The organism is Cellulomonas terrae, from assembly GCF_007990265.1.
GTDB lineage: Bacteria > Actinomycetota > Actinomycetes > Actinomycetales > Cellulomonadaceae > Cellulomonas > Cellulomonas terrae.
This window is the reverse complement of the sequence record NZ_BJWH01000001.1, coordinates 172,084-197,640: the sequence shown is the minus strand read 5'-3', so window position 1 is coordinate 197,640 and position 25,557 is coordinate 172,084. Positions and strand designations below refer to the sequence as shown.

Genomic DNA, 25,557 nt, shown 5'->3' with positions numbered 1-25,557 from the left:
GAGGGCCCGGCGGACGTCGGGTGCGTGCAGCCGCATGGTGTACGCGCTCGACGAGGAGATCTCCGGCACAGCGAGCACGACGCTCGGTGCCCTGTCGGTGCTGATGGAAGGGCACATCCTCGACCAGGCGGAGCTCGAGGTGCTGCGGGCCCCGTCGTAGGGGTCCGAGAGGGCCGACGGTCGCCGACTAGACTCGCCGTCATGTGTGGAATCGTCGGCTACGTCGGTAGCCAGGTAGCCAGCGACCGCCCCCTGGACGTGGTGCTGGAGGGTCTGCGACGCCTCGAGTACCGCGGGTACGACTCGGCGGGGGTCGCGCTCGTCAGTCCGGAGGGGACGCTGGCGACCGCGAAGAAGGCCGGCAAGCTCGCGAACCTCGTCGAGGAGCTGGACCTGCGGCCCCTGCCCGTGTCGACGGCGGCCATCGGCCACACGCGCTGGGCCACCCACGGCGGACCCACCGACGTCAACGCGCACCCGCACGTCGCCGGGAAGCTCGCCGTGATCCACAACGGGATCGTCGAGAACTTCGCGAGCCTCAAGGCCGGGCTCGAGGCCGACGGGGTCCGGTTCACGTCCGAGACCGACACCGAGGTCGCCGCGCAGCTCATCGCCCGCGCCTACGAGACGACGGGCGACCTCACGTCCGCGATGGCGTCCGTCGCGCGGACCCTGCACGGCACGTTCACGCTGCTCGCCGTCCACGAGGACGCCCCCGACGTGGTCGTCGGCGCCCGGCACGACTCGCCGCTCGTCGTCGGCATCGGTGACGGCGAGAACTTCCTCGGGTCCGACGTCGCCGCGTTCATCTCGCACACGCGGGAGGCGCTCGAGCTCGGCCAGGACCAGGTCGTGACCATCACCCCGACCGCCGTCACGGTCACCGACTTCGACGGGCAGCCGGCGCAGGCGCGCCGCTACACCGTGGACTGGGACGCCGCGGCGGCGGAGAAGGGTGGCTTCGCGTCCTTCATGGACAAGGAGATCCACGACCAGCCGCACGCCGTCGCCGACACGCTGCTCGGCCGGACCGACGCACACGGCCGGCTCGTCCTCGACGAGATCCGGATCGACGAGTCCGTGCTGCGGTCGGTGGACAAGATCGTCGTCGTCGCCTGCGGCACCGCCGCCTACGCCGGGCACGTCGCCAAGTACGCGATCGAGCACTGGTGCCGGATCCCCGTCGAGGTCGAGCTGGCGCACGAGTTCCGGTACCGCGACCCGGTGGTCAACGAGCGCACGCTGGTCGTCGCGGTGTCCCAGTCGGGCGAGACCATGGACACGCTCATGGCGGTCCGCCACGCCCGTGAGCAGGGCGCCAAGGTGCTCGCCCTGGTCAACACGCACGGCTCGACCATCCCGCGCGAGGCCGACGCGGTGCTCTACACGCACGCCGGCCCGGAGATCGCGGTGGCGTCCACCAAGGCGTTCCTCGCCCAGATCACCGCCGCGTACCTGCTGGGCCTCTACCTGGCACAGCTGCGGGGCAACAAGTACGCCGACGAGGTCGCGGAGATCCTGTCCGAGCTGCGCGCCATGCCGGACAAGATCCAGCGCGTCCTCGACCGTGCCGACCGCGTGCGCGAGACCGCACGCTCGATGGTGGACACGAAGTCGGTGCTCTTCCTGGGCCGGCACGTCGGGTTCCCCGTGGCCATGGAGGGCGCGCTCAAGCTCAAGGAGCTCGCCTACATCCACGCCGAGGGGTTCGCCGCCGGGGAGCTCAAGCACGGTCCGATCGCGCTCGTCGAGGAGGGACAGGCGGTGTTCGTCGTCGTGCCGTCGCCGCGCGGACGCGACTCGCTGCACTCGAAGGTGGTCTCCAACATCCAGGAGATCCGCGCCCGCGGTGCCCGCACCCTGGTGATCGCCGAGGACGGCGACGAGGACGTCCTGCCGTACGCCGACGAGGTGTTCTACGTGCCGCAGGCGCCGACGCTGCTGGCCCCCCTGCTCTCCGTCGTGCCGCTGCAGGTCTTCGCGTGCGAGCTGGCGACCGCCAAGGGGCTCGACGTCGACCAGCCGCGCAACCTGGCCAAGTCCGTCACGGTCGAGTGATCGTCGGCGTCGGTATCGACGTCGTCGACGTCGCGCGCTTCGTCGACACCCTGCACCGGGTGCCGGCGCTGCGGACGCGGCTGTTCACGCCCGAGGAGCAGGAGATGCCCGAGACCTCCTTGGCCGCGCGGTTCGCGGCCAAGGAGGCCATCGCCAAGGCGCTCGGCGCCCCCGCCGGGATGAGCTGGCAGGACGCGACCGTCCGCCGCATCTCGGGCGCGCAGCCGGTGGTCGAGGTCGTCGGCACGGTCGCCGCCGCGGCGGCCGCGGCGGGCGTCGACCGGTTCCACCTGTCCATCTCGCACGACGCCGGCATCGCGTCCGCCGTCGTGATCGCCGAGCGGGACTGACGCCCCTCAGCGCAGGGCCGGGATGACCTCCGACTCGAACAGCTCGATGCCGGAGCGGTCGTAGGCGGCCTCCGCGAAGTACGTGATCGCGTAGGTCATGCCGAGCGACTCGAGGTGCCGTAGCTTCTCGACGATCTGCTCGGGCGTGCCCACCAGGGTGCCGTTGCGGAAGTCCTCCGCCACCTCGGCGGCCTTCTCGGGCACCGTGTTGCTCAGGTGCTCCTCGACCCACGCGATGCGGTCGTCGACCTCCGCCTCGGTGGCACCGATGACCACGTTGTAGTTGGCCGACCGGGTGATCTCCTCGAACGGCCGGCCGATCGCCTCGCAGTGCCCGCGCAGGATCTCGGACTTGCGGGCGAACTCGTCGGGAGCGCCCGCGAAGTTGGTGTACGCGGCGTGCTCGGCCGCGATGCGCAGCGTCTTCTTCTCGCCGCCGCCCGCGATCCACAGCGGCGGGCCGTCCACCTGCAGGGGCAGCGGCGACAGCTGCGCGCCGTCGACCTGGTAGTGCTTCCCGGCCAGCGTCGCGGTGCCGTTGGTCCACATCTGCTTGAAGATCTGCACGCCCTCGTCGAGCATCGCGATCCGCTCGCCCGCGGACGGGAAGCCGTAGCCGTACGCGAGCCACTCGTGCTCGTACCAGCCGGCGCCGATGCCCATCTCGACGCGGCCGCCGGAGATGATGTCGGCCGTCGTGGCGACCTTGGCCAGGTAGGCGGGGTTGCGGTAGGCCATGCACGTGCACATCTGGCCCAGCCGGACGCGGCTGGTCGACGCGGCGAACGCGTTGATCAGGCTCCATGCCTCGTGGGTGGCCTCACCGTTGGGCTGGGGCACGGCATGGAAGTGGTCGTAGACCCAGATGGAGTCGTAGGCGTCGCCCTGGTCGGCGTGCTGGGCGAGGCCGCTCATGGTCTGCCAGTGGTCACGCGGCTCGATGCCGGTGAGGTCCTGCCGCCAGCCCTGGGGGATGAAGAGTCCGAATCGCATGCGGGGCACGTTACCTGCGCGGGAGCGCTCGCGCGTGGCGGGATCGAATCGATGCGATCGGACATCGGTGCCCGCGCCTGCGTGCGAATGCGCTCGCAGCCGTCAGGATGAGGAGCGTGCTGCAGACCTGGACCTCCGCGCAGGTGCGGGCGGCGGAAGAACCGCTGCTGGCGCTCGGCGTCCCCCTGATGGAGCGCGCCGCGTTCGCCCTGCACGTGCGCTCGACCGCGGTGCTGCGCGAGCTGCGTGGCACGGTCGCGGGCGCACGCGTGGTGGTGCTGGCGGGACCGGGCAACAACGGTGGGGACGCCCTGCACGCGGGCGCGCTGCTGGCGCGGCGTGGCGTCGAGGTCCATGCCGTGCTGACGGGGTCGCGTGTCCACGAGGAGGGCCTGGCCGCCCTCCGGCGGGCCGGTGGGCAGGTGCTGCCGGCCGACGGGTCCGTCGACGAGGGCGCGGCGCTCGCAGCCGGCGCCGACCTGGTGCTGGACGGGCTGCTCGGCATCGGCTCGGACGGCGCCGGCCTGCGAGGGACGGCGGGCGACCTCGTCCGGGCGCTCCTGGACCGCGGGCGTCCGTACGTGGTCGCGGTCGACGTGCCGTCGGGCCTCGGGGTCGACGACGGCCGACGGGACGGGACCGTCCTGGACGCCGACCTGACGGTGGCGTTCGGCGCGCTCAAGCCCGGCCTCCTGCTGCCGCCCGGCACGCACGCCGCCGGACGCGTCGAGCTGGTGGACCTCGGGCTCGACCTGCCGGGGGCGCCCGCGGTGGTGCGGCTCGAGCCCGGCGACGTCGCGGACCTGTGGCCCGTGCCGACGCGCGACGAGCACAAGTACACGCGCGGCGTCCTCGGCGTCGTGGCGGGCTCCCGCGCGTACCCGGGGGCGGCGGTGCTCACGACGAGCGCCGCCGTGCGGGCCGGTGTCGGCATGGTGCGGTACCTCGGCGACGTCGGAGACGTGGTCGTGGCCGCCCACCCGGAGGTCGTGGTGGGCCACGGACGCGTGCAGGCGTGGGTGTTCGGGCCGGGGGTCTCGCCGGACGACGCGGGGCAGCGGCGACGCATCGGGTACGCGTTCGAGCACGTGCTGGAGCGCGGCGAGGCGGCCGTCGTGGACGCGGGTGCCCTCGAGCTCCTCCCGGCTCGGGTGGGCCCCCACGCGGTGCTGACCCCGCACGCCGGCGAGCTCGCACGGGTCCTGGTGCAGCGCGGCGAGGACGTCGACCGGGCCGGGGTCGAGGCGGACCCCTTGCGGTGGGCGCGGCGTGCGCACGAGCTGACCGGTGCGACGGTGCTGCTCAAGGGCCCGGTGACGGTCGTCGCGGGCGCCCACGGTGCCGCCTACGCGCAGGCCGACGCCCCCGCGTGGCTGGCGACCGCGGGAGCGGGGGACGTGCTGGCAGGGCTGCTGGGCGCGCTGCTGGCCGGATCCGTCGACGCCGTCCACGAGGACCCGACGCTCGCCGCCGCGCTCGCGGCCACGGCCGCGTTGGTGCACGGCCGCGCGGCCCACCGGGCCAACCCCGGTGGCCCGATCTCGGCGCAGGCCGTCGCCGACGCGCTGCCGGGCACCATCGCGGAGCTGCTGGGCCGGTGACGCTGACCCCCGACCTCCTCGCCCGCGTCGAGGCGCTCCTGGCGGGCGGACCGCGGCGGGTCCTGGGCATCGTCGGCGCACCCGGGGCCGGCAAGTCGACGGTCGCCGCACAGGTGGCCGCCGCCGTGGGACCTGCCGCGGTCGTCGTGCCGATGGACGGGTTCCACCTGGCGCAGACGGAGCTGGAGCGGATCGGGCGAGCGGACCGCAAGGGCGCGCCGGACACGTTCGACGCCGACGGGTTCGTCGCACTGCTCACGCGCCTGCGAGACCCCCGCAGGACCGTCTACGCACCCGAGTACCGGCGCGAGCTGCGCAATCCCGTCGCCGGCGCCATCGCGGTGCCGCCCGAGGCCCGGCTGGTCGTCGTCGAGGGGAACTACCTGCTGCTCGACGAGCACGGCTTCGGTCCCGTCGCCGCTCTGCTGGACGAGTCGTGGTTCCTGGCGCCCGACGACGCGCTGCGGCTGAGCCGGCTGGTGGCCCGGCACGAGGCGTTCGGCAAGTCGCCCGAGGCGGCGCGTGCGTGGTCGCACGGGCCCGACGAGAAGAACGCCCGTCTCGTCGCGGCGACGGCCGTCCGCGCCGACGTCGTCGTTCGGCTCGCCTGACATCACGGTGCGAGACTGGGCGCCGTGAGCTACCCCGCCCGTGCCGTCGTCGACCTCGCAGCCGTCCGATCCAACGTCCGGTCGCTGGCCGCGCACGCCCCCACCGCGCAGGTGATGGCCGTCGTGAAGGCCGACGGCTACGGCCACGGCCTCCTGCCGACCGCCGCCGCCGCTGTCGCCGGGGGCGCGACGTGGCTCGGTGCCGCGCAGGTCGACGAGGCGCTCGCGCTGCGGCGCGGCGGGATCACCGGGGCCCGCGTGCTCACGTGGCTCTACGCGCCCGGTGCACCGCTGCGGGAGGCCGTCGAGGCCGACGTCGACGTGTCGGTGTCCGCGCCGTGGGCGCTCGCCGAGCTCGCCGCGGCCGCGCGCGCCGCCGGCCGTCCCGCCCGGGCGCACCTCAAGGTGGACACCGGTCTCGGCCGAAACGGGCTCACCCCGGCCGACCTCGCCGCGCTCCTGCCGGAGGTCCTGCGCCTGCGGGCCGAGGGTGCCGTGGAGGTCGTCGGGCTCTGGAGCCACCTCGCGTTCGCCGACGAGCCGGAGCACCCGACCGTCAAGCACCAGGGCGAGGTGTTCGCCGACGCCCTGCGCACCGTCGACGCCGCCGGGGTCGGGCTCGAGGTCCGGCACCTGGCCAACTCCGCCGCGACGCTGACCACCCCCGCCGTGCACTACGACCTCGTGCGACCGGGCATCGCGGTCTACGGCCTGTCACCCGTCCCGCAGCTCGGGGGGCACGACGACTACGGTCTCGTGCCGGCCATGACGCTGGAGGCGGAGCTCGCGAACGTGAAGCGGGTGCCGGGCGGGCACGGCGTCTCGTACGCGCACCAGTACGTCACGACGCACGACACGGTCCTCGGACTCGTGCCGCTCGGCTACGCCGACGGGATCCCGCGGCACGCGTCGGGCACGCAGGAGCAGCCCGGCGGCCCGGTGCGCGTCGGCGGCCGCACGATCGGCGTCGCCGGGCGCGTCTGCATGGACCAGGTCGTCGTCGACCTGGGTCCCGACGCGACCGAGCAGGCGGGGGCGCGCGTCGAGCTGTTCGGGAACGGTCGCGACGGCGGACCGACGGCGCAGGACTGGGCGGTGGCCGCCGGGACCATCTCCTACGAGATCGTCACGAGGATCGGTGCACGCGTGCCCCGGGTGCACGTCGACAGCGAGGGGACGGCCCCGTGAGCGTCACGGTCACGCTTCAGGACGCCGACGCCACCCGGGCGTACGGCCGCGCGCTCGCGGAGGTCCTGCGCGCCGGCGACCTCGTCGTGCTCACCGGGGACCTCGGGGCCGGCAAGACCACGCTGACGCAGGGCATCGGTGCCGGTCTCCAGGTGCGCGGTCAGGTCGCGTCGCCGACGTTCATCATCGCCCGCGAGCACCCGCCCGTCGCGCGCCCCGACGGCTCGCGCGGCCCGACGCTCGTGCACGTGGACGCCTACCGGCTGGGCTCGCTGGACGAGGTGGACGCCCTCGACCTCGACGCGAGCCTGGACGAGGCCGTGACGGTGGTCGAGTGGGGCGAGGGCTGGGTCGAGTCGCTCGCGCAGGACCGCCTCGAGATCACGCTGCAGCGACCGCGCGGGGGAGCGCTCGCCGACGACGACCTCGACGACGCCGCCGCGGGAGAGCGCGTCGTCACCGTCCGGCCCGTCGGTGCACGCTGGGCGGACGTCGCGCTGCCCGACGCCGACCCGGTGGCAGGCTGAGCTCGTGCCCGTCCTCGCCCTCGACACCTCCGCCGCGGTCGCGGTGGCCCTCACCGACGACGCCGGCGCCCTGCTGGCCGAGCGCTCCGACGCGCAGCAGCGGCACCACGCGGAGCTGCTCACCCCGATGATCGCGGCCGTCCTCGCCGATGCGGGGGTGGACCGGCGCGACCTCACGTCCGTCGTGGTCGGCACCGGCCCCGCGCCCTTCACCGGGCTGCGCGTCGGGCTCGTCACCGCGCGGACCCTCGCGCTGGCGCTCGGCATCCCGACGCACGGGGTCCCGAGCCTCGACGCCGTGGCGCTGCGGGCGTCGCGCGTCCTGCCCGCGGGGACGGACGTGCTCGTCGCCACGGACGCGCGACGGCGCGAGGTGTACTGGTCGCTGTACCGGCTCGTCGAGACGGGACGGATCGAGGTGCTCGTCGCGCCGGAGGTCGCCGCAGCCGCCGACGTGGCTGCCGACGCCCGCACGCGCGGGGCGCTCGCCGTGGGACGCGGGGCGCTGCTCTACGCCGACGTGCTCGCCGACCGCCCTGACGTCGGGAGAGCCGGCGCCCGCCCCGACCTCGACGCGCCGGCCCTCCTCGACCCCGACCCGGCCGAGCTGGCGCGACTGGCGCTGGACCGGCTGGCGAGCGGACAGGCGCTCGGTACCGAGCCGCTCTACCTGCGCCGGCCCGACGCGGTGCCGCAGGCCGCGCGCAAGCGCGTGCTGGGATGAGCTCGGAGGTCGAGGTCCGCGCCCTGACTCCCGCGGACCTGCCCGCCCTGGAGCGCATGGAGGTCGAGCTGTTCGGCCCGGCCGCCTGGTCCCCCGAGAGCCTCGCCGCGGAGATCGTCGGCCCCGGCCGGTGGTACGTGGGAGCGACGGTCGGCGGAGAGCTCGTCGGGTACGCGGGGCTGTGGTTCGACGGGTTCGACGCGCAGGTGATGACGATCGGCACGGACGAGCGCTTCCAGGGGCAAGGTCTGGGCCGGCTGATGCTCGCGAACCTGCTGGACCGGGCCCGGGAGGTCGGCGCGGCCGTCGTGCTCCTCGAGGTGCGGGTGGACAACCTCGCCGCGCTGCACCTGTACGAGAGCGTCGGCTTCGAACGGCTCGGCAAGCGCCGGGGGTACTACCAGCCGGGGAACATCGACGCGTGGACCATGCGGCTGGACTTGCGTGGTCAGGAGGAGGCCGGATGACGAGGGACGCGGTCATCGTGGACGCCGTCGCGCTGCACGCGGCCCTGGTCGGCGGCGACCCGCCGGTCCTGCTCGACGTGCGCTGGGCGCTGGGGCAGACGGACGGTCACGACCGCTACCTCGAGGGGCACCTGCCGGGCGCCGTGTTCGTGGACCTGGAGACCGAGCTGGCCGCGCCGGCGTCCCCGCTCGAGGGCCGGCACCCGCTGCCCGACCTCGCCGCGTTGGAGGCCGCCGCTCGCCGGTGGGGCGTCACGGCCGATCGGCCCGTCGTCGCGTACGACGCGGTCGGCGGGACGTCCGCAGCCCGCGCGTGGTGGCTGCTGCGCTGGGCGGGCGTGCGCGACGTGCGGCTGCTCGACGGCGGCCTCGCCGCCTGGTCCGCTGCCGGGCTGCCGCTCGAGGCGGGGTCCGTGACGCCGGAGCCCGGGGACGTCGTCCTGGAGCCGGGGTCGCTCGCGACGATTGACGCCGACCAGGCGGCCGCGTGGGACGGCTCGCTGCTCGACGCGCGCGCGGCCGAGCGGTACGCCGGTGACGTCGAGCCCGTCGACCCCCGCGCGGGCCACATCCCCGGCGCGCGCTCGGTGCCCACGGCCGGGAACCTCGGGCCCGACGGCGCGTTCCTGTCCGACGCCGCCCTGCGGGAGCGGTTCGCGTCGCTCGTGGGGCCGGTCGCGGTGTACTGCGGGTCCGGCGTCACGGCCGCGCACGAGGTCGCCGCGCTGGCGTCGATCGGTGTCGAGGCCGCGCTGTACCCGGGCTCGTGGTCGCAGTGGTCGAACGACCCGTCCCGGCCGGTCGCGACCGGGACGGCGTAGGGGCGGGTCAGACGGTCAGCGACGCCTGCGCGTAGCCGAGCCGCTCGGCGCGCGGCCGGTGCGTCCCGGCGCCCTCGACGTGCCCGACGTTGACGACGAGGAGCGACTTCCAGCCGTTGTCGGCGAAGAACTCCTGGTCGATGGCGTCGGTGTCCATGCCGCCCATCGGGCCCGCCGCCAGGCCGGCTGCGCGCAGGCCCACGATCAGGTACCCGGCCTGGATGAGTGCGTTGGTGCGAGCCATCGACTCGCGCTGCTCGGGCTGGCCCTCGAGCGCGTCGGCGAGTGCGGCCATGTGCGGCGCGAGGGTCGGGATGTGGGTGTGGAAGCCGGTGTCGGCCGCCAGGACGAGCGAGACGGGGGCGGCCAGGACGCGGTCGCGGTTGCCCTCGCTCATGTGCGCGGCGAGGCGCTGACGGGCCTCGGGCGTGCGGACGACCAGGAGGCGCAGGGGGATCGTGTTGAGGGCGGTCGGGCCCCACTTGACCAGGTCGTAGACGGCGGCGATCTGCTCGTCGCTGACCTCGTCGGGGGTGAACGTGGCGGCGGTGCGCGCCTCGCGGAAGAGGAGGTCGGCGACGTCGTCCGCGACGGCCAGTCCGGGCGTCGGGAAGTCGAGGCCGTCGAGGACGGTGATGTCAGTGGTCATGAGTGGTTGAAGCATCAACCACTCGCCGATGTTCCGGGGAGTGGGGTGGCGATCGTCACAGCGTCGCGCCCGCCTATCCTGGGCGCATGGCAGACCCCCTCGTCCTCGGGATCGAGACCTCGTGCGACGAGACCGGCGTCGCCCTCGTGCGCGGCTACGACCTGCTGGTCGACGCCGTCGCCAGCTCGGTCGACGAGCACGCGCGGTTCGGCGGGATCATCCCGGAGATCGCGTCACGCGCCCACCTCGAGGCCATGGTGCCGACGATCGAGCGGGCGCTGGCCACCGCCAACGTCTCCCTCGGCGCGGTCGACGCGATCGCGGTCACGGCCGGCCCCGGGCTCGTCGGCCCCCTGACCGTCGGAGCCTCCGCCGCCAAGGCGCTCGCGCTCGCCCTCGACAAGCCGCTGTACGGCGTCAACCACGTGATCGGTCACGCGGTCGTCGACGAGCTCGTCGACGGCGCGTTCCCCGAGCGGGTCATGGCGCTCGTCGTCTCCGGCGGTCACTCGTCGCTGCTCCTCCTCGACGACACGGTGCGCGTCACGGAGCTCGGCTCGACGCTCGACGACGCCGCGGGGGAGGCGTTCGACAAGGTCGGCCGGCTGCTGGGGCTGCCCTACCCGGGCGGCCCGCACATCGACCGCCTGGCGCGGGAGGGGAACCCGGCGGCGATCCGCTTCCCGCGCGGCCTCACCGCCGCGAAGGACCAGGCCGCGCACGCCGCCGACTTCTCGTTCTCCGGGCTGAAGACCGCCGTCGCGCGGTGGGTCGAGGCGCGGCAGGACTCCGGTCAGGAGGTGCCGCTGCCGGACGTCGCCGCCTCCTTCGCCGAGGCTGTCGCCGACGTGCTGACCGCCAAGACGATCGCCGCCTGCCGCGCGCACGGTGTGGACACGCTGGTGGTCGGCGGCGGGTTCTCCGCGAACTCGCAGCTGCGGGACATGGCCGCGAAGCGGTGTGCCGAGGCCGGCATCACGCTGCGCATCCCGCCGATCCGCTACTGCACCGACAACGGCGCGATGATCGCGGCGCTCGGCTCGGCGGTCGTGCGCCGCGGCCTGCCGCCGTCGTCGCTGGACCTGCCCGTCGACTCCTCGATGCCGCTGACCCAGGTCCTCGTCTGACCGTCAGGCTGCGACGGGCCGCCCGACGGGTGCCTTGGCCCAGGCGCGCCACACGCGCGCACCCAGCAGGAACGGCACCGTGAACACGCACGCGTAGAACACGAGGACCTGCCAGGTGAACGTCGAGGCGACGGACATCGCGTCGTCGTCGTGGGTGAACGTGGTCGTCGCGCCGAGGAACGCGCGCTCGAGCGTGCCGCCGCCCATCTGCCCGATCGTGTCCATCGTCCCGATGGCGTACGCGACGGCCAGGTACGCCACGGCGCCGACGGCCAGCGCGCCCCAGACCGCTCCGGTGGTCCAGCGCGGCACCGGCCGGCGGAGCTCGCTCAGGTAGCCGTCGGCGAGCACCCGCGGGTGGCCGAGGTCCGCGACCGCCTGGCGCATGCCGACCTCGGACGCCGCCACGTCGATCTCGGAGCGGAGCTCGCGGACCACCTGCTTGTCCTTCGGGAAGTCCTGCATGGCCCAGCTGAACCGCATCAGGTAGAGCTCCCGGACCAGGGTGTCGCGTGTCGAGGTCATGACGTCTCCTTCGGGGTGGCGCGGGCGAGCAGGTGGTCGACCGTGACGGCCAGCTGCTGCCAGGCGCGGGCCGTGCTCCACAGCTGCTCCGCACCCGTGTCGGTGGGGAGGTAGTACTTGCGGGCCGGGCCCGCGGAGGAGGCGACGAGGCGGGACGAGATCTGCCCGTCGCGCTCGAGGCGGTTGAGGACGGGGTAGAGGGTCCCGGCGCTCAGGTCGTCGAGGCCGCTCTCGTGCAGCCTGGTCACCAGCTCGTAGCCGTAGGACTCGCGTTCGGTGAGCAGGGCGAGCACCAGCATCGGGAGCACTCCTTTGAGGAGCTGCGGGTCGCGGGGCTCGTCCATGCGTTCAGGCTATGCCTGCTATTAGGTATAAACAAGTAGTAGGCGACGTCGGATTCACGACGGGGGTGCTTACAGGGGGCGGCCGGCCTTGAGCTCGGCCACGAGAGACCGGACCACTGCGTCCAGCTCGCCCGCATGGCGCCGCGCGACCGCCCGCTGCCGCTGGTAGGAGGCGCCGCGGCGCAGGATGACCCGCACCTGCTCGAGCTCGGCCGCGCAGCCCAGCCGCTCGGCCACGGGCGCGAGCTCGACCAGCCAGCGACCGACCGCATCGGTCACCAGCTCCTCGTCACCGGCCGCGTTCGTGATGATGATCGCGTCCATGCCGTAGCGCGCGGAGCGCCACTTGTTCTCCTGTGCGAACCACGGCGGCAGCGTCGGCAGGGTCTCGCCGCGGTCGAGCATCGAGGAGAAGTGCTCGACGAAGCAGTGGGTGAGGGCGGAGATCGCCGCGACCTCGAGCAGGTTGGAGGCGCCGTCGGCGATGCGCATCTCCAGGGTGCCGAACCGCGGCGACGGGCGGACGTCCCAGCGGACCTCGTCGAACTGGTCGATGACGCCAGTGTGCATCATGTCGCCGACGTACTGCTCGAGCTGGGACCAGTCCTCGAACGCGAACGGCAGACCCGCGGTCGGCAGCTGCTGGAAGAGCAGCGCGCGGTTCGAGGCGTAGCCGGTGTCCCGGCCGCCCCAGAACGGCGACGACGCCGACAGCGACTGGATGTGCGCGAACACCGTGAGCATCGCCCGGGACAGCGGCAGCACCTTGGCGCGGTCCTCGATGCCGACGTGCACGTGCACGCCGTAGATGAGCATCTGCCGGCCCCACCACTGCGTCCGGTCGATGAGGGTCGCGTACCGCTGCTTGTCGGTGACCTTCTGCTGCGCCCAGTTGGCGAACGGGTGCGTCGCGCCGCCCATGAGCTCGATGCGCAGCGGCGTCGCCACCGACTCGACCTCGTCGAGCGCGCGCTGCAGGTCGGCGGTCGCCTCGCCGATCGTGCGGCACTTGCCCGACCGGATCTCGACGGTGTTGAGCAGCAGCTCCTGGGTGATCAGCGGGTGCTCGCCGCCCCCGGCGGGCCGGACCGCCGCGAGGATGGCCTCGGCCGCCTGGCGCAGGTCCCCGGAGTCGGCGTCGACGAGGGCGACCTCCCACTCGATGCCCACGGTGGACCGCTCGGAGCGCCCGAACGGGAGGGTGACCGGCGCGGCCATCAGACGGGCTCCACCACGAGCACCTGCTGGCTGCCCGCCACGCGCGTGAGGATGATTGTCGCCGTGGCGCTGCCCCGCAGGTCGAGCTGACGCCGCAGCTGCTCCGGGACGACCGCCGTGCCGCGCTTCTTGATGGTCAGCTTGCCCACGTCGCGTCCTCGCAGGTACGTGCGGAGCCGCTTCAGGCCGAACGGCATGACGTCGAGCACCCGGTAGGCGGTCGCCGTCGGGACGGCGGTCAGGGCGTCCGAGGTCACGTAGGCGATGGTGGCGTCCAGCAGGCGGCCGTGCACCTGCGCGGCGGTCTCCCCGACGAGCCCGGCGCGGATCACCGCACCGTCCGGCTCGTACAGGTACCCGCCGAGGGGGCCCGTCGGGGGTCGCTCCTCGGACGTCTGCTGGACCACGTGCGCCTCGCCGTCGCGCAGCACGAGCGCCGAGCGTCCCGGCCCCTCCGGTGCCAGGGGGCCGAACCAGAGGCCGACCTCGACGACGTCGCCGTCCACCGAGACCCACTGCGCCTGGGCGTCGGTGGGCAGGGCCGAGTGCGGGATGCCGGGACCCAGCTTGAGCCCGAGCGCGGGCACCCGGTCGCGGACCGCGAGCACCGCGTCGAGCGACGGCTCGTAGGCGGTCGGGTCGAACACGCGGCTCCCCGACGACGTCCGGCGCGCCGGGTCCGCGTAGACGCCGTCGACGCCCTCCGCCTCGAGGTCGAGCGCGAGCCCGTCCCCGTGGCGCACCTCGGCGTCGGGGAAGTGCCGCAGGTTGACGGTCGCGATCGCGGCGGTGGCCTCGTCGACGTCCGTCGCCAGCACCCGCAGGCCGATGCCCGCGAAGGCCATCGCGTCGGCCCCGATGCCGCTGGTCAGGTCCGCGACCCGCGTGCTGCCAGCGTCGCGGAACCGGCGGGCGTGGTGCGCCGCGACGCTGAGCCGTGTGGCCTGCTCGAGCCCGGCCGCCGTGAAGAGCATGCCGGCCGCGAACGTCCCGAACTTCCCGGCGGCCTTGGCGCGCAGGCGCGACTGGGTGAGCGCGGCAGCCACGAGTGCGGGATCGATCCCCTCGTCGCGCATGCGCTCGGAGAGGGCGAGCGTGCGGCTCTCGTCGTACGGCGGCAGGGCCGACAGCAGGGCCCAGCCGGCGGGGCTGAGGAGTTGGGCGATGCCGTCGCGGTCCATGTCGCGATCCTCGCACGCAGGGGCCGTGCGGAACCGCCCGTTGGCACTCGCCTTGACCGAGTGCTAACCGGTTCCTAGAGTGATGGCTGGCACTCTCCCGGTGAGTGTGCCAGCTGCGCTCCAGGCCACGGCACCCGCGACGACGTGGTCGACGAGCGCGCACGAACCTCAGAGAACTACTCACATGCGAAGGGGAGGTCCGCTGTGTCGGTCTCCATCAAGCCCCTCGAGGACCGGATCGTCGTCAAGACGCTCGAGGCAGAGACGACGACCGCTTCTGGTCTCGTCATCCCGGACAGCGCCAAGGAGAAGCCCCAGGAGGGCGAGGTCCTGGCGGTCGGACCCGGCCGTGTCGACGACAACGGCAACCGGATCCCGCTCGACGTCGCCGTCGGCGACAAGGTCATCTACTCGAAGTACGGCGGCACCGAGGTCAAGTACTCGGGCGAGGAGTACCTCATCCTCTCCGCCCGCGACATCCTCGCGATCGTCGTCAAGTGAGCTGAGGGGCGCCCGCGCCCCGCTCGCTCGGAAGGCCCCCACGGCAGCTGCCGTGGGGGCCTTCCGCGTCGGTGGGTGCGGACGTGCCAGAGCCCCTCTCCCCGATCGTGCCGACGGGGTGAGGGGCTCTGGGAGAAGCGGTGGGTCAGCCGACGCGGCTGGCGCGGCCACGCTCGGCGAGGACGGCGGCGCGCTCGTCCTCGGAGAGGCCGCCCCAGACGCCGTACGGCTCACGCACGGCGAGCGACTGCTTGAGGCACTCCTTGATGACCGGGCAGGTCGCGCAGATGGCCTTGGCGGCCTCGGCGCGGCGGCGGCGGGCGGATCCCCGCTCGCCCTCGGGGTGGAAGAACAGGTCCTGGTCCTCGTCACGGCAGGCACCGTCGAACTGCCACTCCCACAGGTCCATCACCGGTCCGGGGAGGCGCGAGATCTCGGCCATGTGTGTTCCTCCTGAGTCGCTCTGGTGCGATGCCGCGGTGGCGGATGCACCGAAAAAGTTGTGAACACGGATGTCCGGTGGTGTCCACCGGGGGTGACGCGTTGGGGAGGACGTTACAACCGCGCCAGAAGTTGTTCAAGGGTGTGTCACACATTCGTGCGATGGCGCGATTGCGGATGTTGCCGCAGGTCGGCGTGTCGGCGCCGACACGCGTAGATCGGGCCGAATCGTGGCGGCCTGGCAGAATCGCGCCATGGTGACGCGCGACGACGACGAACCGGCGGCCGCGCCGACGCCCGCGCTCGCCGTCGCGGCCGTCGCCCGCCGCCTCGGGGTGGCCCCCGCGACGCTGCGCACCTGGGACCGCCGGTACGGGCTCGGGCCGTCCGAGCACTCCGCGGGCGCCCACCGCCGGTACTCCGCCACCGACGTCGAGCGGTTGCTGATCATGCGGCGGCTCACGCTCGACGGCGTCGCGCCGGTCGAGTCCGCGCGGATCGCGCTCGCGACCGACGTGGTCGCCGGTCCTGTCGCGTCCACGGACGACGCGTCGCCCACCACGCCGACCGCCGTCGTCGACGCCGCGCTCGCGGGGGACGTCGCGCGGTGCGCGCGCCTGCTCGCGCTCGACGGGAGCACGGACGTCGTGCACTGGTGGACGAGCCTGGTCGAGCCGGTCCTCGCCGCCCTCGCCCGGCGCACCGTCGTCGACCTGCCCGGCGTCGACGCGACGTTCGCGGTCCACGCCGGGGTGCTCGCCGCCCTCCGGGACCGGCCCGTCCCGCTCGGCGCCGGACGCCGGCCGGTCGTCCTCGTCCTGGTCGCCGCACGCGAGGCCCGGCCGCTGGTCGCCCACGTCCTCGCCGGGGCGCTGGCGGCGCAGGGGGTCGACGCACGCATCGTCGGCGGCCCCGTGGGCCCCCACCACGCGGTCGAGCTCACCGCGATGACCCGCGCGCGGGCCGTCGTCACGCTGGGGGAGCGCGTCGACGTCGACCTCGAGGTGGTGGACCGGCTGGCCCGCGAGCAGCCGGACCTGCCGCAGTTCGTGATGGTGCCGGACCGGGCGGCGGGAGCGGTCCCGCTAGGTCGCTCCGTGCACCGGGCGAGGACGTTCACCGGCCTGCTGCACGAGGTTCTCGCCGTCGCGACCGCGGGCGTGGACGGGTGAGATCTCCGCCGAGCGGGGGTGACATTCCACCCAGGTGACGCACAGGCGGACGAAGCCCCGCCCACGGAGAGTGCGGTTCGACTCTCCGGCTAACTTCAGCGTGATCCTCGGCCGATAGGACTCAGGGTGGCCCGCACGGGGCCCGAGAGGGGAAACAACATGGCGGGAGTCGTGGTCTGTCACGGCTCGGCGGTCGTTCGGGAGCGACTTGTCGTGACCTCCATCGGGGTGCCCGCGCTCGGACCGGTGCGAGCGGCGTCCACCGTCGACGAGCTGCTGAGCCTCGCGCGGCGGATGCCGCCGACGGTCGTGCTGCTCGACGCGCACCTCGCAGCGCCCGGCGCGATCGAGGCGATCCGCCGGCTGCGCGCGGTGGCGCCGTCGGCCGCGATCGTGCTGCTCGCCCTGCCGGACGACACCGTCGCGCTCGACCGGGCGCTCGCCCTGGGCGCACGTGGGTTCCTCGCACCCGACGTCGGCCGCGCCGAGCTCTCCGCGGTGGCCGCGCACGTGCTGGCCAGCCCGGTGCTCCCCGTCCAGCCCTCGTCGCGGCCGTCCGTCGACGTGCCCAGCCAGGGCAGCTTCCGGGCCAGCGACCTGCGCACCCCGTCGAACGGCAACCCTGCGGTCACCGCGCCCGACGCGAACGGCGCACCTGTGGGGGTGCCCACGACGGGCGCGATCCCCGGGGTCCCGCTGACCAAGCGGGAGATCGAGGTGCTCACCGGCATGAGCCACGGCCGGTCGAACGCCCAGATCGGTGCCGAGCTCTACCTGTCCGAGGACACCGTCAAGACCCACGCGCGCCGGCTGTTCCGCAAGCTCGGCGCGAACGACCGCGCCCAAGCGGTCGCCATCGGCCTGCGTCGGGGCCTGATCCAGTAGGCGGGACCTCAGCACGCGCGCGCCCGCGTATCCTTGCCGGATGACGGAGCACTCGCCTGCCGACCCGTTCGCCCGCATCGGGCTCACCTACGACGACGTGCTCCTCCTGCCGGGGGAGACCGACGTCATCCCCAGCGAGGTGGACACGTCCTCGCGCCTGACGCGCGAGATCACCGTGCGCGTCCCGCTGCTGTCCGCCGCGATGGACACCGTCACCGAGTCGCGCATGGCCATCGCCATGGCGCGCCAGGGCGGCATCGGGATCCTGCACCGCAACCTGTCCATCGAGGACCAGGCCCACCAGGTCGACCTGGTGAAGCGCTCCGAGTCCGGCATGATCACCGACCCGGTCACCGTGTCGCCCGACGCGACGCTCGCGGAGCTGGACCACCTGTGCGGCATCTACCGGGTCTCGGGGCTGCCGGTCATCGCGGAGAACGGCCTGCTGCTCGGCATCATCACGAACCGCGACCTGCGCTTCGTCCCGCCGGGGGACTTCGAGACGCGCCGCGTCCGCGACATCATGACGCCGATGCCCCTGGTCACCGCCCCCGTCGGCATCGCGCGCGACGACGCCGCGGCGCTGCTGGCCAAGCACAAGATCGAGAAGCTCCCGCTGGTCGACGACGCCGGGATCCTGCGCGGGCTCATCACCGTCAAGGACTTCGTGAAGTCGGAGCAGTACCCGGACGCGACGAAGGACAGCGAGGGCCGGCTCGTCGTCGGCGCCGCGATCGGGTTCTTCGGCGACGCCTGGGAGCGGGCCACCGCGCTGGTCGACGCGGGTGTCGACGCGCTCGTCGTCGACACCGCGAACGGCCACGCTCGCCTCATGCTCGACATGGTCCGCAAGCTCAAGTCCGACCCGTCGACCCGCCACGTGCAGGTCATCGGCGGCAACGTCGCGACGACCCCTGGCGCTCAGGCGCTGGTCGACGCGGGTGTCGACGCCGTCAAGGTGGGCGTCGGACCCGGCTCCATCTGCACCACCCGCGTCGTCGCCGGCGTCGGGGTGCCGCAGGTCACCGCCATCTACGACGCTGCCCGCGCCTGCAAGCCCGCCGGCGTCCCGGTCATCGGCGACGGTGGGCTCCAGTACTCCGGGGACATCGCCAAGGCCCTGGTCGCCGGCGCCGACACCGTGATGCTCGGCTCGCTGCTGGCCGGCTGCGACGAGTCTCCCGGCGAGCTCGTGTTCGTCAACGGCAAGCAGTTCAAGCACTACCGCGGGATGGGCTCGCTCGGCGCGATGGCGTCCCGCGGCCGGATCTCCTACTCCAAGGACCGGTACTTCCAGGCCGACGTGTCGTCCGACGAGAAGATCGTCCCCGAGGGCATCGAGGGCCAGGTGCCGTACCGCGGCCCCCTGTCCGCCGTCGCGCACCAGCTCATCGGCGGGCTGCACCAGTCGATGTTCTACGTCGGCGCGCACACGATTCCGCAGCTGCAGGACCGCGGCCAGTTCATCCGGATCACCGCGGCAGGGCTCAAGGAGTCCCACCCGCACGACATCCAGATGACGGTGGAGGCGCCGAACTACACCGGCCGCTGAGCCGCGTCCCGACGATCTCGTCGACCGCACGACAGTCCGTCGACGAGGGTACGACCACGGTCTGACGTGCGGTCGGGCCGTCGGCGGACGCGCTGCTCCGGGTGCGGCGGCGAGGCTGGAGCGGTGAACGCTCAGCCCGATCCCGTCCTGCGCCGCGCGGCCACCGTGGCATTCGTGCTCTACCTCGTCGTGCTCGCCGGTGCAGCCTTCCTGCCCCTGCCGTTCGGGCAGGTCGAGCGCGGCGACGGTGCCAGGTACGACCTCACGCTGGAACGGCCGGACCTGCTCGGCGGGTGGGAGGCGCAGCGCAACGTCCTCATGACGATCCCGTTCGGGGTCCTCCTGCCGCTGGTCGTCCGCTGGCGGTACGAGGCGCTCGTGCTCGCGTGCGTCGGCGTGACGTTCCTGATCGAGACGGTGCAGCTGCTCGTGTCGGCGTCGGTGGGATGGGCGTGGCGTGCGTTCGACGTCAACGACGTGCTGCTCAACACGGTCGGCGGTCTGCTCGGACTGGCCCTGACGGGCGTCGTGCTGGCGATCGTGCGCCGCCCCGCACTGCCGCCGGCCCGGCGGCTGGTGACCGGCGGGCTGGCCGCGCTGCTCGTCGGCTGGGCGGTCGCCTCGACCCTGACCACTCACACCTACGCGGTCGTGTACGCGTGCGACGAGCCGCCCGCCGGCACGGTCACCTCGTTGCCGGGCGGCGCCAGCGCGTACGCGGGCAGCGACGGGTCGGTGTGCCTGCAGGCCGACGGCGGGACCGCGTCGGTGCCGTCGGACGCCGGGCCAGGCTCAGCACTGACCTACGAGCGGTCCGACGGCACCTGGGAGGTCGGGACGGCCCTGCCCGGTGACGTGCTGACGGAGGGCGTCGGCGGCCAGACGGTCGAGCTGCACGCCGTCGACGGGTCCCGCGTGCTGGTGTGGGCCGTCCGTCGCTAGGGGTGTGGTCCGTGCTGGCGCCGGCGGACGCGTACGCCCGCACGACGGCGGACCTGCGCGCCCACCTGGCCGACGCGGACGGCCGCCGCGAGAGGGCTAGTCGCGGAACGTCTCGATCTGCGCGCCGAGCTCGACCAGGCGGTCCTGGAGCTGCTCGTAGCCGCGGGCGATGATGTCGACGTCGCGCAGCACGGACGTGCCCTTGGCGGCGAGCATCCCGAGCAGGATGACGACCGCGGGGCGCAGCGCGGGCGGGCAGGAGACCTCGGCGCCGGACCAGTGCGTGGGGCCGCTGACCTGGAGCCGGTGGGCGTCGAGGAGCCGGACGTCGGCGCCGAGCCGGGTGAGGTCGGTCAGGTGGATCGCGCGGCCCTCGTAGACCCAGTCGTGCACCAGGGTGGAGCCCTCGGCGCACGCGGCGATGGCGACGAAGAACGGCAGGTTGTCGATGTTCAGCCCGGGGAACGGCATCGGGTGGATCTTGTCGATCGGGGCGCGCAGGTCGCTCGGGTGGACCGTCACGTCGACCAGGCGGGTGCGGCCGTTGGCAGCGGCGTACTCCTCGGAGAGCGTGTAGCGCAGGCCCATCTCGGCGAGGGTGGCGAGCTCGATCTCCATGAACTCGATGGGCACGCGGCCGACGGTGATCTCGGAGCCGGTGACGATGCCGGCGGTGAGCAGGCTCATCGCCTCGACCGGGTCCTCGGACACCGCGTACTCGACGTCCGCGTCGATGGCAGCCAGGCCGTGCACGCGCAGGGTCGTCGTGCCGATGCCGTCGATGCGCACCCCGAGCAGCTCGAGGTAGAAGCACAGGTCCTGGACCATGTAGTTGGGGCTCGCGTTGCGGATGGTGGTGACGCCCTCGCGGCCTGCTGCGGCCATGATGACGTTCTCCGTGACGGTGTCGCCGCGCTCGGTCAGCACGATCGAGAGGTCCTGCGCTCCGGCTCGGGCGACGAGCGCGTGGTAGTCGCCGGCGGTCGCGGTGACGTCCAGGCCGAAGGGGCGCAGGCCGATGAGGTGCGGCTCGACGGTCCGGGTGCCGAGGTCGCAGCCGCCCGCGTAGGGGAGGCGGAACTCGTCCTCGAGCCCGAGGAGCGGCCCGAGGAACATGATGATCGACCGGGTGCGGCGGGCGGCGTCGACGTCGATGGCGTCCAGGTCGAGGTGCCGCGGGACGACGATCTCCAGGTCCCGGCCGTCGGGGGACCACACCGCGCGGACCCCGATCGAGCGCAGGACCTCGACGATCCGGTCGACCTCGACGATGCGGGCGACGTTGCGCAGCCGGGTGGTTCCGCGGTTGAGCAGCGACGCGCAGAGCAGGGCGACGGCGCCGTTCTTGCTGGTGTTGACGTCGATCCGGCCGCTCAGCGTCTGGCCGCCCTGCACGCGCAGGTGGGTGCGCTGGGGGCCGCCGAGCGTGACGATGGGGGAGTCCAGCGCGGCGCCGATGCGGGTCAGCATCTCGAGGCTGACGTTCTGGGCGCCCTGCTCGATGCGGTGGATGGCGGACTGGCTCGTCGCGAGGCGCTCCGCGAGCTGGGCCTGGGTGAGGCCGCGGTGCTGGCGGGCCGAGCGGACCAGGGAGCCGACGTGGGCGAGCGGGTCCTGGATGACCGGGAAGGACCCGGTGCTCGTCGGGACCGGAAGGGTGGTCGTCGTCATGGCGATGACGTTATCTCATGGATGAGATATTGCCAGCCGGTGCCGAGGCATCGAATCGGTCGGATCCGTCACGGTGCACGCTGGGGAACTCAGCCGCGATATGACGTGCGTCTCACCAGAGCGTGCCGACAGGCTCCCGCGTGGGCCAGACGTCGGACGCCCCCGGGCCGTCGAAGCCCTGCTCGGCGCGCCACGCGTTGAAGCTCTCGGCCCACGCCTGGTGCGCCGTCGACTGGTACTCGTGCAGGGTGTCGAGGTCGAGCGAGGCGAGGTGCGGGAACCGCCCGACGATCCGCTCCAGCACGTCGAGCGTGGCGACGACGTCGACGTCGGCAGTGTGCAGGGTCCCGGACTCGACGACCTGGTAGTAGCCGCAGAGGTCCACGAGCTTGCGCTTGCCCTCCCGGAGCCGGTCCTCCGCGCGGTCGAGCACGAGCGGGTCGATCACCGGGCGCGCGTCGCTGCACAGCCGGTCGGGCAGCGTCCGGAGGCGGTGCCGCCGCAGCTCGGCGTCGAGCAGGCACAGGTCGAACGACGCGTTGTACGCGACGACCGGGACGCCGGTGCGCAGGGCCTCGGCCAGGTCGGTGGCGATCTCCTCCAGGGCCTCGCGCGGCGGGCGGCCGTGCGTGCGCGCGTGCTCGGTGCTGACCCCGTGGATGGCGGCGGCCGCGTCGGGGATGGGGATGCCGGGGTCGATCAGCCAGCTGCGGACGTGGGTGCCGCTGGCGTCGCGACGGACCAGGGCGGCGGTGACGATGCGGTCGTGGTCGACGTCGACGCCCGTGGTCTCGGTGTCGAAGCCGAGCAGCGGCCCGTCCGTCCAGCTCATCTCGCGGTGCTCCTTCGGTGTGGTGCTGCGACCAGAGTCGCACCGACGTCCGACATCGCCGCGGAACGTGCTCCGCGTGCCGCGGGATCGGGGACCGGTGCCGCACCCCGGTAGCCTTGCCCGGTGAGCAACGAGATCGAGATCGGCCGCGGCAAGCGCGGACGCCGCGCCTACTCCTTCGACGACGTCGCGGTCGTCCCGTCGCGGCGGACCCGTGACCCCCAAGAGGTCTCGGTCGGCTGGCAGATCGACGCCTACCACTTCGACCTGCCGATCATCGCGGCCCCCATGGACTCGGTGATGAGCCCCGCCACGGCGGTCGCGCTCGGCCAGGCCGGCGGCCTCGGCGTCCTGGACCTCGAGGGGCTGTGGACGCGGTACGAGGACCCGACGCCCCTGCTCGCGGAGATCGCGACGTTCGACAGCGCCCGCGCCACCGCGCGGATGCAGGAGATCTACGCGGCGCCGATCCAGCCGGAGCTGATCACCGCCCGCCTCAAGGAGATCCGCGCCGCCGGGGTCACGGTGGCCGGTGCCCTCTCGCCGCAGCGCACGAACGAGTTCTGGCGCACCGTGGTCGACGCCGGCGTCGACCTGTTCGTCATCCGTGGCACCACGGTCTCGGCGGAGCATGTCTCCGGCCGCGTGGAGCCGCTCAACCTCAAGCGGTTCATCTACGAGCTCGACGTCCCGGTCATCGTCGGCGGGGCCTCGACGTACACCGCGGCGCTGCACCTCATGCGCACCGGCGCGGCGGGCGTCCTCGTCGGCTTCGGCGGTGGCGCCGCGCACACGACCCGGCTGTCGCTCGGCATCCACGCGCCGATGGCGTCGGCGGTGGCCGACGTGGCCGCGGCGCGGCGGGACTACCTCGACGAGTCCGGCGGACGGTACGTGCACGTCATCGCCGACGGTGGTGTGGGCCGTTCGGGGGACCTGGTCAAGGCGGTCGCGTGCGGTGCGGACGCGGTCATGCTCGGTGCGGCGCTCGCCCGGGCGACCGAGGCACCCGGCCGCGGCTGGCACTGGGGGCCCGAGGCGCACCACGCGGAGCTGCCGCGCGGCGAGCGGGTCGAGGTCGGCACCGCCGGCTCGCTGGAGCAGATCCTGTTCGGTCCGGGGCACACCGCGGACGGCACGCTCAACCTCGTCGGGGCGCTCCGTCGCGCGATGGCGACGACCGGGTACTCCGACCTCAAGGAGTTCCAGCGCGTCGAGGTGGTCGTGAGCCCGTACCAGCCGCACTGATCCTTTCCGACGACGCCCGGTGGCGCCCCGAAACGGGCGCACCCGGGCGTCTTCGTGTGTCTGATCGTGTGGGACGCGGACTTGTGACCAGGAGTGATGCCCGAATCAACATTTGATTACCGCCGAATATGTCCGTATCGCTTGACATCGGCGTGTGACGGGGCGCACTCTGGACGAAGTGGACGCCGGAGTCAGGGCCGGCGCGCAGGACGACGGAGTCGATGTGTACGCACCCGAGCGGCACCAGCAGATCCTCGCCACGGCTCGCGCCGAGGGCAGGGTCGACGTCAACCGGCTGGCCGAGGACCTCGACGTCACCCCGGAGACCATCCGCCGCGACCTCACGGTGCTCGAGCGCCACGGCCTCGTCCGTCGGGTGCACGGCGGCGCGATCCCCGTCGAGCGGCTCGGCTTCGAGCCCGGCGTCGCGGACCGCGAGACCAGGTTCGCCGGCGAGAAGGAGCGGGTGGCCAAGGCCGCTCTCGACGAGCTGCCCGACGGCGGCGCCGTCATCCTCGACGCCGGTACGACGACCGTCCGGCTCGCGGAGCTCCTCCCGTCGGACCGTGAGCTCACCGTGGTGACCCACGCGTTGCCCGTGGCGATGGTGCTGGCGATGCGGCCGAACCTCACGCTCCACCTCGTCGGCGGCACCGTGCGCGGCCGGACGCTCGCCGCCGTCGGGTCCTGGGCGGAGCGCGAGCTCGCCGACATCCACGCCGACGTCGCGTTCCTCGGCACCAACGGGCTCAGCGTCGAGCACGGCCTGACCACCCCGGACCTCGCGGAGGCCGCCGTCAAGCGGGCGCTCGTCGCCAACGCGCGACGCACCGTGGTGCTCACGGACCACTCCAAGATCGGCCGCGTCGAGTTCGCGCACGTCGTGCCGCTGTCCCAGGTGGACACGATCATCACCGACAGCGGGGTCGAGCCGGAGCTCGTCGAGGAGCTCGAGGCCGCCGGCCCGCGGGTGGTGACCGCATGATCGTCACGCTGACGCCGAACCCCAGCCTGGACCGGGCGCTCGAGGTCGACCGCCTGGAGGTGGGCGAGGTCAACCGCGCCCACGGCGGGCACCTGCACCCCGGCGGCAAGGGCATCAACGTCTCCCGGGTGCTCGTCCGGCACGGCGTCCCCACGCTCGCGGTGCTGCCGACCGGTGGTGCCGACGGTGCGCGCCTGGTCGAGATGCTCGCCGAGATCGACGTCCCGACGCTCGCCGTCCCGCTCGCCGACCAGACCCGCAGCAACCTCACGATCGTCGAGAGCTCGGGCGTGACCACCAAGATCAACGCCCCCGGCCCGCGGCTGACGCCCGACGAGGTCGACGCGCTGCTCGCCGCGCTCGAGACGCAGCTCCGGACGCAGCCCGGTGCGCTGGTCTGCGCGGGCAGCCTGCCGCTCGGCGCGCCGGAGACGTTCTTCGTGCAGGTCGCCGGTCTCGCGGCCCGGTACGGCGTGCCGTTCATCCTGGACACCTCCGGGGTGCCGCTGACCCGAGCCGTCCGCCAGGGGGGTCTCACCCTCGTCAAGCCCAACGACGAGGAGCTCGCCGAGCTCGTCGGGCGCGAGCTCACGACCGTGGGGGACGTCGTCGACGCCGCCCGCGAGGTCATCGCGGCGTGCACGCGGGCGGTCCTGGTGAGCCTCGGCGCCCACGGCGCGCTGCTCGTGCTCGCCGACGGCGTGTGGTGGGCGGGCGGGCCGCCGCTCGTCCCGCTGTCCACCGTCGGCGCGGGGGACTCGACCCTCGCCGGCTTTCTCACCGCGGACGGGTCGCCCGGCGACCGCCTGCGGACCGCGGTCGCCTTCGGCCGCGCGGCGGTCCTGCTGCCCGGTACCGCCGTCCCCGACCCCACCGACATCGACCTGGACGCCGTCCGGGTCGTGGAGAACCCCGATCCCCGACTCGCCCTCAAGGAGCTGTGA

At 73.5% G+C, this 25,557-nt stretch carries 28 protein-coding genes; 19 read left to right on the top strand and 9 right to left on the bottom strand.

Annotated features, from left to right (window positions below):
• The first annotated feature begins 34 nt into the window (after positions 1–34).
• Genes CTE05_RS20700 through CTE05_RS00885 form a run of 3 tightly spaced genes read left to right on the top strand, consistent with a single transcriptional unit; the run spans position 35 to position 2,408 of the window.
• A complete protein-coding gene (locus CTE05_RS20700; protein ID WP_281286141.1) occupies positions 35–160 on the top strand; it encodes a YbhB/YbcL family Raf kinase inhibitor-like protein in 126 nt (41 codons plus the stop codon).
• Positions 161–201: 41 nt separating this feature from the next.
• Positions 202–2,058, top strand: a complete 1,857-nt coding sequence (gene glmS, locus CTE05_RS00890; protein ID WP_146844254.1) for a glutamine--fructose-6-phosphate transaminase (isomerizing) — start codon at positions 202–204, stop codon at positions 2,056–2,058.
• Positions 2,055–2,408, top strand: a complete 354-nt coding sequence (locus CTE05_RS00885) for a holo-ACP synthase (RefSeq protein ID WP_146844253.1) — start codon at positions 2,055–2,057, stop codon at positions 2,406–2,408. The genes glmS and CTE05_RS00885 overlap by 4 nt, the downstream gene beginning before the upstream one ends.
• 6 nt (positions 2,409–2,414) lie before the next feature.
• Here CTE05_RS00885 and CTE05_RS00880 read toward each other — a convergent pair whose 3' ends face one another.
• Positions 2,415–3,401, bottom strand: a complete 987-nt coding sequence (locus CTE05_RS00880) for an LLM class F420-dependent oxidoreductase (RefSeq protein ID WP_146844252.1) — start codon at positions 3,399–3,401, stop codon at positions 2,415–2,417.
• Between the two features lie 107 nt (positions 3,402–3,508).
• Between CTE05_RS00880 and CTE05_RS00875 the strand changes: the two genes are divergently transcribed.
• The 7 genes from CTE05_RS00875 to CTE05_RS00850 are packed head-to-tail and all read left to right on the top strand — an operon-like array spanning position 3,509 to position 9,340.
• Positions 3,509–5,002, top strand: coding sequence for a bifunctional ADP-dependent NAD(P)H-hydrate dehydratase/NAD(P)H-hydrate epimerase (locus CTE05_RS00875; protein ID WP_246123177.1), 1,494 nt, complete (start codon positions 3,509–3,511; stop codon positions 5,000–5,002).
• The gene (locus CTE05_RS20500) at positions 4,999–5,613 is read left to right on the top strand and encodes a nucleoside/nucleotide kinase family protein (protein WP_246123176.1); all 615 of its coding nucleotides are present in this window, start codon (positions 4,999–5,001) and stop codon (positions 5,611–5,613) included. Before CTE05_RS00875 ends, CTE05_RS20500 begins: the two co-directional genes overlap by 4 nt.
• Before the next feature lie 24 nt (positions 5,614–5,637).
• Positions 5,638–6,801: an alanine racemase gene (gene alr, locus CTE05_RS00870; protein WP_371863340.1), complete on the top strand. Its 1,164-nt coding sequence runs from the start codon at positions 5,638–5,640 to the stop codon at positions 6,799–6,801.
• Positions 6,798–7,328: a tRNA (adenosine(37)-N6)-threonylcarbamoyltransferase complex ATPase subunit type 1 TsaE gene (gene tsaE, locus CTE05_RS00865; protein WP_146844250.1), complete on the top strand. Its 531-nt coding sequence runs from the start codon at positions 6,798–6,800 to the stop codon at positions 7,326–7,328. Before alr ends, tsaE begins: the two co-directional genes overlap by 4 nt.
• 4 nt (positions 7,329–7,332) lie before the next feature.
• Entirely contained in the window at positions 7,333–8,052 is a 720-nt protein-coding gene (gene tsaB, locus CTE05_RS00860) for a tRNA (adenosine(37)-N6)-threonylcarbamoyltransferase complex dimerization subunit type 1 TsaB (protein ID WP_146844249.1), read from the top strand.
• Complete coding sequence (rimI, locus tag CTE05_RS00855) at positions 8,049–8,519, top strand: ribosomal protein S18-alanine N-acetyltransferase (protein WP_146844248.1); 471 nt, start codon at positions 8,049–8,051, stop codon at positions 8,517–8,519. The genes tsaB and rimI overlap by 4 nt, the downstream gene beginning before the upstream one ends.
• Positions 8,516–9,340, top strand: coding sequence for a sulfurtransferase (locus CTE05_RS00850; protein WP_146844247.1), 825 nt, complete (start codon positions 8,516–8,518; stop codon positions 9,338–9,340). Before rimI ends, CTE05_RS00850 begins: the two co-directional genes overlap by 4 nt.
• A gap of 7 nt (positions 9,341–9,347) precedes the next feature.
• On the opposite strand, the gene CTE05_RS00845 is transcribed toward CTE05_RS00850, so the two are convergent.
• The gene (locus tag CTE05_RS00845; RefSeq protein ID WP_146844246.1) at positions 9,348–9,989 is read right to left on the bottom strand and encodes a malonic semialdehyde reductase; all 642 of its coding nucleotides are present in this window, start codon (positions 9,987–9,989) and stop codon (positions 9,348–9,350) included.
• Positions 9,990–10,075: 86 nt separating this feature from the next.
• Between CTE05_RS00845 and tsaD the strand changes: the two genes are divergently transcribed.
• Positions 10,076–11,116, top strand: a complete 1,041-nt coding sequence (gene tsaD, locus CTE05_RS00840) for a tRNA (adenosine(37)-N6)-threonylcarbamoyltransferase complex transferase subunit TsaD (RefSeq protein WP_146844245.1) — start codon at positions 10,076–10,078, stop codon at positions 11,114–11,116.
• Between the two features lie 3 nt (positions 11,117–11,119).
• Here tsaD and CTE05_RS00835 read toward each other — a convergent pair whose 3' ends face one another.
• From CTE05_RS00835 to CTE05_RS00820, 4 genes are all read right to left on the bottom strand, one after another.
• Positions 11,120–11,641 (bottom strand): hypothetical protein, encoded by a 522-nt coding sequence (locus tag CTE05_RS00835; RefSeq protein WP_146844244.1) that lies wholly within the window; start codon positions 11,639–11,641, stop codon positions 11,120–11,122.
• Positions 11,638–11,985: a PadR family transcriptional regulator gene (locus tag CTE05_RS00830; RefSeq protein WP_146844243.1), complete on the bottom strand. Its 348-nt coding sequence runs from the start codon at positions 11,983–11,985 to the stop codon at positions 11,638–11,640. Before CTE05_RS00830 ends, CTE05_RS00835 begins: the two co-directional genes overlap by 4 nt.
• A 69-nt stretch (positions 11,986–12,054) precedes the next feature.
• On the bottom strand, positions 12,055–13,203 hold the full coding sequence (locus CTE05_RS00825) for a glutamate--cysteine ligase (protein WP_146844242.1): 1,149 nt from the start codon (positions 13,201–13,203) through the stop codon (positions 12,055–12,057).
• On the bottom strand, positions 13,203–14,384 hold the full coding sequence (locus CTE05_RS00820) for a class I SAM-dependent methyltransferase (protein ID WP_146844241.1): 1,182 nt from the start codon (positions 14,382–14,384) through the stop codon (positions 13,203–13,205). Before CTE05_RS00820 ends, CTE05_RS00825 begins: the two co-directional genes overlap by 1 nt.
• A 204-nt stretch (positions 14,385–14,588) precedes the next feature.
• Here CTE05_RS00820 and groES point away from each other — a divergent pair, with 204 nt between their 5' ends.
• Positions 14,589–14,885: a co-chaperone GroES gene (groES, locus tag CTE05_RS00815; protein ID WP_055912235.1), complete on the top strand. Its 297-nt coding sequence runs from the start codon at positions 14,589–14,591 to the stop codon at positions 14,883–14,885.
• A gap of 145 nt (positions 14,886–15,030) precedes the next feature.
• Here groES and CTE05_RS00810 read toward each other — a convergent pair whose 3' ends face one another.
• Positions 15,031–15,327, bottom strand: coding sequence for a WhiB family transcriptional regulator (locus CTE05_RS00810; RefSeq protein ID WP_146844240.1), 297 nt, complete (start codon positions 15,325–15,327; stop codon positions 15,031–15,033).
• Between the two features lie 253 nt (positions 15,328–15,580).
• Between CTE05_RS00810 and CTE05_RS00805 the strand changes: the two genes are divergently transcribed.
• The 4 genes from CTE05_RS00805 (at position 15,581) to CTE05_RS00790 (ending at position 19,877) form a co-directional block, all read left to right on the top strand.
• Positions 15,581–16,498, top strand: a complete 918-nt coding sequence (locus tag CTE05_RS00805; RefSeq protein WP_146844239.1) for a MerR family transcriptional regulator — start codon at positions 15,581–15,583, stop codon at positions 16,496–16,498.
• Between the two features lie 213 nt (positions 16,499–16,711).
• Positions 16,712–17,383: a helix-turn-helix transcriptional regulator gene (locus CTE05_RS00800; RefSeq protein WP_443092657.1), complete on the top strand. Its 672-nt coding sequence runs from the start codon at positions 16,712–16,714 to the stop codon at positions 17,381–17,383.
• A 40-nt stretch (positions 17,384–17,423) separates the two neighbouring features.
• A complete protein-coding gene (guaB, locus tag CTE05_RS00795) occupies positions 17,424–18,935 on the top strand; it encodes an IMP dehydrogenase (protein WP_146844236.1) in 1,512 nt (503 codons plus the stop codon).
• A 123-nt stretch (positions 18,936–19,058) separates the two neighbouring features.
• A complete protein-coding gene (locus tag CTE05_RS00790) occupies positions 19,059–19,877 on the top strand; it encodes a VanZ family protein (RefSeq protein WP_186814686.1) in 819 nt (272 codons plus the stop codon).
• A 96-nt stretch (positions 19,878–19,973) separates the two neighbouring features.
• Here CTE05_RS00790 and CTE05_RS00785 read toward each other — a convergent pair whose 3' ends face one another.
• Positions 19,974–21,548: a helix-turn-helix domain-containing protein gene (locus CTE05_RS00785; RefSeq protein ID WP_146844233.1), complete on the bottom strand. Its 1,575-nt coding sequence runs from the start codon at positions 21,546–21,548 to the stop codon at positions 19,974–19,976.
• 112 nt (positions 21,549–21,660) lie between these two features.
• On the bottom strand, positions 21,661–22,380 hold the full coding sequence (locus CTE05_RS00780; RefSeq protein ID WP_146844231.1) for an exonuclease domain-containing protein: 720 nt from the start codon (positions 22,378–22,380) through the stop codon (positions 21,661–21,663).
• Between the two features lie 123 nt (positions 22,381–22,503).
• On the opposite strand from CTE05_RS00780, the gene CTE05_RS00775 reads away from it, so the two are divergent.
• The 3 genes from CTE05_RS00775 (at position 22,504) to pfkB (ending at position 25,557) form a co-directional block, all read left to right on the top strand.
• Positions 22,504–23,628, top strand: coding sequence for a GuaB3 family IMP dehydrogenase-related protein (locus CTE05_RS00775; RefSeq protein WP_146844230.1), 1,125 nt, complete (start codon positions 22,504–22,506; stop codon positions 23,626–23,628).
• A gap of 223 nt (positions 23,629–23,851) precedes the next feature.
• Positions 23,852–24,613 carry a DeoR/GlpR family DNA-binding transcription regulator gene (locus tag CTE05_RS00770; RefSeq protein WP_146844229.1) on the top strand — a complete coding sequence of 254 codons (762 nt, stop codon included), beginning with the start codon at positions 23,852–23,854 and terminating at the stop codon, positions 24,611–24,613.
• Positions 24,610–25,557: a 1-phosphofructokinase gene (pfkB, locus tag CTE05_RS00765; RefSeq protein ID WP_146844227.1), complete on the top strand. Its 948-nt coding sequence runs from the start codon at positions 24,610–24,612 to the stop codon at positions 25,555–25,557. The genes CTE05_RS00770 and pfkB overlap by 4 nt, the downstream gene beginning before the upstream one ends.